Source organism: bacterium (assembly GCA_031082185.1).
In the GTDB taxonomy this organism is placed as follows: Bacteria; Sysuimicrobiota; Sysuimicrobiia; order Sysuimicrobiales; family Humicultoraceae; genus VGFA01.
Genome location: JAVHLI010000030.1, coordinates 1 through 6,166, shown reverse-complemented (window position 1 = coordinate 6,166; position 6,166 = coordinate 1). Strand labels below are relative to the sequence as shown.

6 protein-coding genes are annotated in these 6,166 nt (G+C 62.2%); all 6 read left to right on the top strand.

Annotation, left to right across the window (positions count from 1 at the left end; translation table 11 throughout):
* Positions 1-633 (top strand): efflux RND transporter periplasmic adaptor subunit (locus tag RDU83_13885; GenBank protein ID MDQ7842091.1); only part of this gene is annotated, 633 nt, incomplete at its 5' end.
* Between the two features lie 408 nt (positions 634-1,041).
* Entirely contained in the window at positions 1,042-2,073 is a 1,032-nt protein-coding gene (locus RDU83_13880; protein ID MDQ7842090.1) for a ParA family protein, read from the top strand.
* A gap of 231 nt (positions 2,074-2,304) precedes the next feature.
* The gene (locus tag RDU83_13875) at positions 2,305-2,886 is read left to right on the top strand and encodes a hypothetical protein (protein MDQ7842089.1); all 582 of its coding nucleotides are present in this window, start codon (positions 2,305-2,307) and stop codon (positions 2,884-2,886) included.
* Positions 2,887-2,907: 21 nt separating this feature from the next.
* Positions 2,908-5,106, top strand: coding sequence for a hypothetical protein (locus tag RDU83_13870; GenBank protein ID MDQ7842088.1), 2,199 nt, complete (start codon positions 2,908-2,910; stop codon positions 5,104-5,106).
* Between the two features lie 400 nt (positions 5,107-5,506).
* Positions 5,507-5,680, top strand: a complete 174-nt coding sequence (locus RDU83_13865; protein ID MDQ7842087.1) for a hypothetical protein — start codon at positions 5,507-5,509, stop codon at positions 5,678-5,680.
* A gap of 26 nt (positions 5,681-5,706) precedes the next feature.
* A complete protein-coding gene (locus RDU83_13860) occupies positions 5,707-6,009 on the top strand; it encodes a hypothetical protein (GenBank protein ID MDQ7842086.1) in 303 nt (100 codons plus the stop codon).
* Positions 6,010-6,166: the final 157 nt, after the last annotated feature.

The following is a 6,166-nucleotide window of genomic DNA, read 5'->3' as shown; positions in this document are numbered from 1 at the left end:
GTCGTGGGGCAGGCGGAGGCAGCGCTGCGCGCCGCGCGGGCGCAACTGGCCGCCACGGCGATCGCGGCGCCGATCGCAGGTACGGTCGTCCGCAAGAACGTCGAAGTCGGGGAACTGGTCACGCCCGGGACCGCTCTGCTCACGCTCGCCGACCTGCGCGAGGTCTGGGTGACCGTGGACCTGGCGGCCGGCGACGTCGCCAAGGTCCGGCAGGGGCAGGACCTGGAGGTGCGCTCCGACGCCTATCCCGGCCGCGTCTTCCCGGCGAAGATCACGGAACTGTCGCGGGTGGCCGATCCCAGGTTCGGTGTCGGGCAGGCCTGGTCCATCCGCGCGAAGGTCGCCCTGACCGACCCTGACCGGCTGCTACGACCCGGGGTGCAGGTGGACATCGCGGGGACGGGGATCGTAGCGGCCGATGCGCTCCTGGTGCCGGCGACAGCCATCGTGACCCGGCTCGAGCGCACTGGGGTGTTCGTGGTTACCGGAGGGATCGCCCGGTTCCGGCCGGTCGAGATCGGCGTGCGCACCTCTAAGCAGGTGCAGGTGCTCAGCGGGGTGGAGGTGGGCGATCGGGTGGTAGCGGCTCCTACGGAGGGTCTTCGGGACGGAATGCGGGTGCGTGCGAGGTAGTCCGGCCGGCGCGCAGGAGGTCCGGGGTTTCCTGCCGCTCGGATCTGCGTGGATCGTCCGCACATGCTGAACCGCGGCCCCGGGGCGGTTCGCGGCCCGGTGGATCGCCTGCTGACGCCGTGACGGCGCGCGCGGAGGCAGGGACATGGAGGAATGATAGACTGACCAGCGAAACCAGGCCGGCAGGATGGGAGATCAGGGAATAGGGTGACCTGCTTGCAGTGTTAGCGGGGTTAGATAGTTCAGCCTGTTTCGAGTTAGGCGGCTCACTCCCTGCTCTCGCCGGAGCCGCGCCCCAGAGCCTCATCCTCGCGCCCGATTTCCACTGGGAACCCCAGGGACTTGACGCCGTCCGTTGTGGACGCTATAGTGTCCATAGCGACATTATCACGGTCCAGGGGGGACAATGTGCTAACGTACGCGTTCTGGAATAACAAAGGAGGGACGGGCAAAACCAGCCTAGCCTTTCAGGCGATCTGCCGCTATGCCAACAAGAACCCAAAGGATCGAGTGCTGGCCATTGACGCCTGCCCTCAGGCGAATCTCTCCGAGCTGTTCCTCGGCGGCCTCATCAATGGCGGAAGCAAGAACCTTCTCGCCCGCCACGGAATGATCCCGAGGTGCAGTATCGGCGGCTACTTCCAGCTCCGGCTGCCCGCGCCCTTCTCCGAAGCCAAGTTCAGCCCCCACGACTTTTTCACCGTCCCAGCAACCGTTAACCCTAGTGTCCCCGTCAACATATGGCTGCTCTGCGGGGACCCCCTCCTCGAGCTCCAGTCGAATGCCATCAACACTCTGGCCAACACCCAGATCCCAGGCACGGACACCTGGATTAAGGTCATCAGCTGGCTCAGCGACTTTCTCGCTAAGGTGGAAGGCAGGTTCGACGCCGTGTTTATCGACGCGAACCCCAGCTTCTCGATCTACACTCAGATTGCGCTCTCTTCGGCGACCAGACTCGTCCTCCCAGTCATGGCTGACGATTCTTCGCGTCGGGCGATTCAGAATGCCTTCTCCCTCGTGTATGGGCTCAAATTGCCATCCGACATCTATTCCAAGTACGCATTCGCCACCAAGCTTGAGAACGCAGGGCGTACCCTCCCCCGTGTACACCTGATTGTCCGGAATCGTATCACGCAGTACATGGGTGAGGCCTCTGCCTACGCAGCCGTCCTCGAATCCATCGATCAGGATATCCGTGAACTGATTAAGTCCAATCCGACCATATTCACCTTCAAGTCCACTACCAAGTCCACTACGGGCGGTGTGGTGAGCATACGTGACTTCCAAACCACCGGCGTCGTCGCCTTCGCTAGAGGCTGCCCGTTCTATTCGATGCCTACGGGACGGTTGGACATCGGCGGGCTGCGCGTGCGAGTCGACCCGGGCTACAAGCAGCACTGCATCGAGGCGATTGACCTAATGGTCAACAAACTGTAGTTCGCCGCCTAACTACCGCACGAAGCTGTCCGGCCGCGGCCATCAGTCCTTTAAAGCCACCGACAGCCAGCCGTGGCCCGGCGAACTTGCCGAGGCGAGCCGTGGCAGGCAGCTTATGCGGGGTCGTTAGCTGGCAGACGGGGCGTCGAACGTCACGGACATAACCCGGGGAGGTGGATCATCGGAGTTCCTTCTCGCACATATCCAAATCGCGAGCTTGTCGTCTACGCCTTGTATCTGCTTGGCGGCGACACGAGCCGCGTTCATACGGAAGACATCACCATCAAGTGCTTCGAGCTCTTCCCGGCTTCCTTCTCATGGGTGAAGCACACGAAGTACCCTGACAAGGACATCGTCAGGGTTGCACTCACCGATGCCCGCAAGGAGCAGAACGGTGCGCTGGTTGAGGGGCGTGCCGGCCAGAACCGCGGTCTTACCGCGAAGACACGCCGCAGGCCTGTGGACGACGGTTGGATGCTGACGTCGCGGGGCATAGCTTGGATCGAGCAGAACCGGACAACCATCGAGGGGATCGCTGGCAGCGACCTAGTGAAGCAGCACAGACAGAAGATCCTCAGGCAACTCAAGCGCGTCCGCGACCATCGCCTCTTCGTGCAGTACGCAGACAGCCCGGAGCGCTTCGTCCCCATGCTGGGACAGATCGCTGACCTCCTGAAGTGTCGCGTCGACGCCGAACACGATGTCTGGCAGCAGCGGTTTGACAGGATCCGACGTCAGGCGCAATCGGCCGACCAACAGGATGTCCTCGACTTCATCACCAGATGCGAGCAAGCCTATGCCACGCAACGCTAGCGCCAAGAATGGAGGCCCCTGATGACAACAGGCAAAGGGCGCGCTGTCCAAGCTACCACGCGTGCGCTGATCCAGGCGGCGAAGCACGCCGTCCGCGACATCTACGACGCGGTCGTCGAGCTTGTGACCAACGCGGACGACCGTTATCAGATTCTCGATAGCGACGGCGTTATCGAGATCGAGCTCGAGCGGCGCCGGGGCACAGGACAGAGCGTTATCCGCGTTCGCGACTTCGCAGACGGCATGGACGCCGCTACGATGGAGCGGAAGCTGTCCTTTGTCGGAGGCCGCGACAGCGGCCTTGACAGCGGAGAGCTCGTAAGGGGAACACACTCCAGGGGCGCGAAGGACGTGGCCGCTCTCGGGCGAGTCTTGTTCGAGTCAATCGCCGCGGATGGCAAGTACCATTCATGTGAGATCACTCCATTCTTCGACTTCATCTCACACGACACCCAAGAAGCAACGCCCGAAGTGCGCGAGGCCCTTGGGATTCCCAAGGGCACCGGCACCCTCGTTACGATAGAGCTGGACGGAACCCAGCGTGTTCCGCAACACGACAAGCTGAATGAGCAGACCCGACAGCTCGTGAGTCTGAGGGGGATTCTGCCGGATAAGCGTCGCAAGGTAGTCCTCCGCGACTTGAATCATGGACGGGAGGATGTACTCCATGCGTTGCACATCGAGGGTACGGAGAGATTGAAGGAGACCCTCCAGATCCCTGGATATTCCGGAGTCACGGCCAAGTTGATCGTCTGCAGAGCCAGGGAGCGGTTTGACAAGGAGCATCAGCGCTTCAGGCTCGGGGGCATCCTCATCGAATCTCGCAGGGCCATTCACGAGGCCACGCTCTTTGACAGCGGCCTCGAGTCCAATCCGCATGCGCTCTGGTTCTACGGCAGGCTTGTGTGCCCCTACATCGATGATCTCTGCAATCGCTTCGACGACCGCTTCGAGAGGAAGCTCCCGCCGGAAGACGACAACCCGACGTACCCCACAGATCCCTCCAGACGCTCCGGCCTGGCGAGGGAGCACCCGTTCACCCAAGCTCTCTTCGGCGAGGCTCTGAAGCGGCTGCGGCCGCTCGTTGAGGAGGAACGCGTCCGCGAGGAGCACGAACGCGCCAGAATCGAGAGCCAGGCGACACGCAAACGGCTCGATGCTTTGGAGAAGGCTGCGCTCGAGTTCATGCGCGACTTTGGCGAAGACGAAGACGTCGCGCGGGATCCCGAGGGCAGTCACCCTGACAGCAGTTTCATGGAGCGTGGCTATCTGCTGTCACCCCCGTTCACTCAGGTTGTGGTCGGTCATTCGAGGCAGTTCTGGCTTACGGTGCGGCTCGAGACGTTTCCGGAACTCGAAGTCGGCTCCACCGTTCAGATCCAATGCCTTTCGCCAGAGGTCACCGCTGACAAGACATACTGCGGCCTCGAGCCACACCCCAGCAGAGAGGGTGTGCTTCAGGCGACCTGGAAGGTCAAGGCCCTCAACCCGACACCAGCGACAGGGATCCGCGTCCGAGTCGGCTCAATCACCGACGAGTCCATCATCGAGGTACTTGCCAGCGAAGCCGACAAGTACAGCCATGTGAAATCGCTGCAGTTCGGCAAGAAGCGGTATAGCATGCGCACCGATCAGAAGCGGAAGGCCGTTCGGGTGTTCGCTCCGCTTGAGCTGGTGTCCATTCCTACTTCGTTCGACGTCGCGGTGGATTCCCGCCACTTCAAAGTCACAGGCCAAGCAGTTCTTGTACCACGTGATGATCTGGGCGTGGCAATATGCGAGCTTGGGCTCAAGTGCGACGGCAGGGAAGCTTCAGGTAGCCTCACGGCGACACTAGGTCGCCACTTGGCGGTCGCCCATATCTCTGCGCACGTGCCTATGGGAGCAGACCTCTCCATCCGGCTTGAGGACATCGACCTGACGAATCAGCGCTACCGCTGGCGGCAGAACGTCTTGGAGGTCGCCGCACGCCACCCATCTCTGAAACGTTACCTGGGCAGCAAGGACCAAAAATTCCCTGGGCAGGAGACGAAGCACTTCCGCGTGTTGCTCGCGGAGGTCGTTGCCGACGCTGTCTGTGCCCGGCTGGTCAGTCGCAACGTCCAGGCAAATCCTGAGGAATACGAGGACGCGGATTGGGACCACTACTACGCTCAGTACAGCAAGTACATGACGCAGTTCCTGCCGACGGCGCACAAGTCGCAATACTCCGAGCCCTAGCCGTGGGCCGAGAGTGACCGTCGCACGAAACCGGTCTGCCAGCTAACCCTTATGAGGCCTCCTCGCGTCAAGAGGTGGGGACCTCCTTCCGGCGGGGCCGAAGACGCCGCTGAGATGTGTCTTCCGTGCCGCGAGATCAGCCCTGCCGTACTGGTTTCACGGTTTCGGTGCCAGGCGGTGCCTGCACCGAACACTTATCGAGGTTCACAGCTTCCTCTCTTTGAGAGCCGGAGGGAGCTGGCGGAGGTTCTCCCCGCGACCTAGAAAGCCCATCGGTACCCTCATGCCGGCCCAGTCAAGCGACGGGCTGAACGCGGAGCGCTCTCCAGTTAGTCGCCGGGCTCGGGGGAGGAGCAGGTCACGCTGACTCTCTTCGGCGCATGTCTCGAGACGGAGCGAGATGGCCATCCCCTCACTCGACGGCCACGACGATATCCTGGCGGTACGGGGCGACGAGCTGGAGGAACTCCTCCGGGCTGGCTCTGAGGTTCTGGTGGACCTGGACTGCCCCCGCCTAGTCGAGGACACAGACGTACAAGGACCGGGCGTGAAGGTTAACCCCGCTGTAAGCTGACCGTTCGGTCACACCAAGGAGTGGTCGTGCCGCACTACCAGAAGGACGCCGACCTCGTTGCGCGACTGGGCGAGCGGATCGGGGCGCTCGGGATGCCGCTGCTCGTGACGCGCAAGTTCAACGGCATCGTCAACGCCATCACCATGCAGGTCGAGGACGAGTACGCGAGTCCCCAGGTCGTCGACACGCTGTTCGTGGCTCTCCTTCAGCTGGCGGGCCACCTGCGCGAGCCTGAGAGCGGCATGGTCGCTGGAGCCGTCCAGGAGTACCGGGAGCAGACGGCGAAAAGGCTGCTGAAGCGGGGTGACCGAACCAGCGCATCAACCTGACAATACGCCGTATGGGGTATCCTCGGGCGGGAGCGGCTTGCAGGCGCACTGCAGGTTATGCGCCAAACGTTAGGCCGACGGCCTTGAGGGATTGGGTATACTTGAGCCATGCCGATCATATCCGTCTTTTTCGGAATCGTCATCCGGATGTTCTACA

Excerpts from the sequence above, each read along its gene's own strand:
- RDU83_13870 (MDQ7842088.1), top strand. The coding sequence starts at position 2,908 with ATGACAACAGGCAAAGGGCGCGCTGTCCAAGCTACCACGCGTGCGCTG.
- RDU83_13865 (MDQ7842087.1), top strand. The coding sequence starts at position 5,507 with ATGGCCATCCCCTCACTCGACGGCCACGACGATATCCTGGCGGTACGG.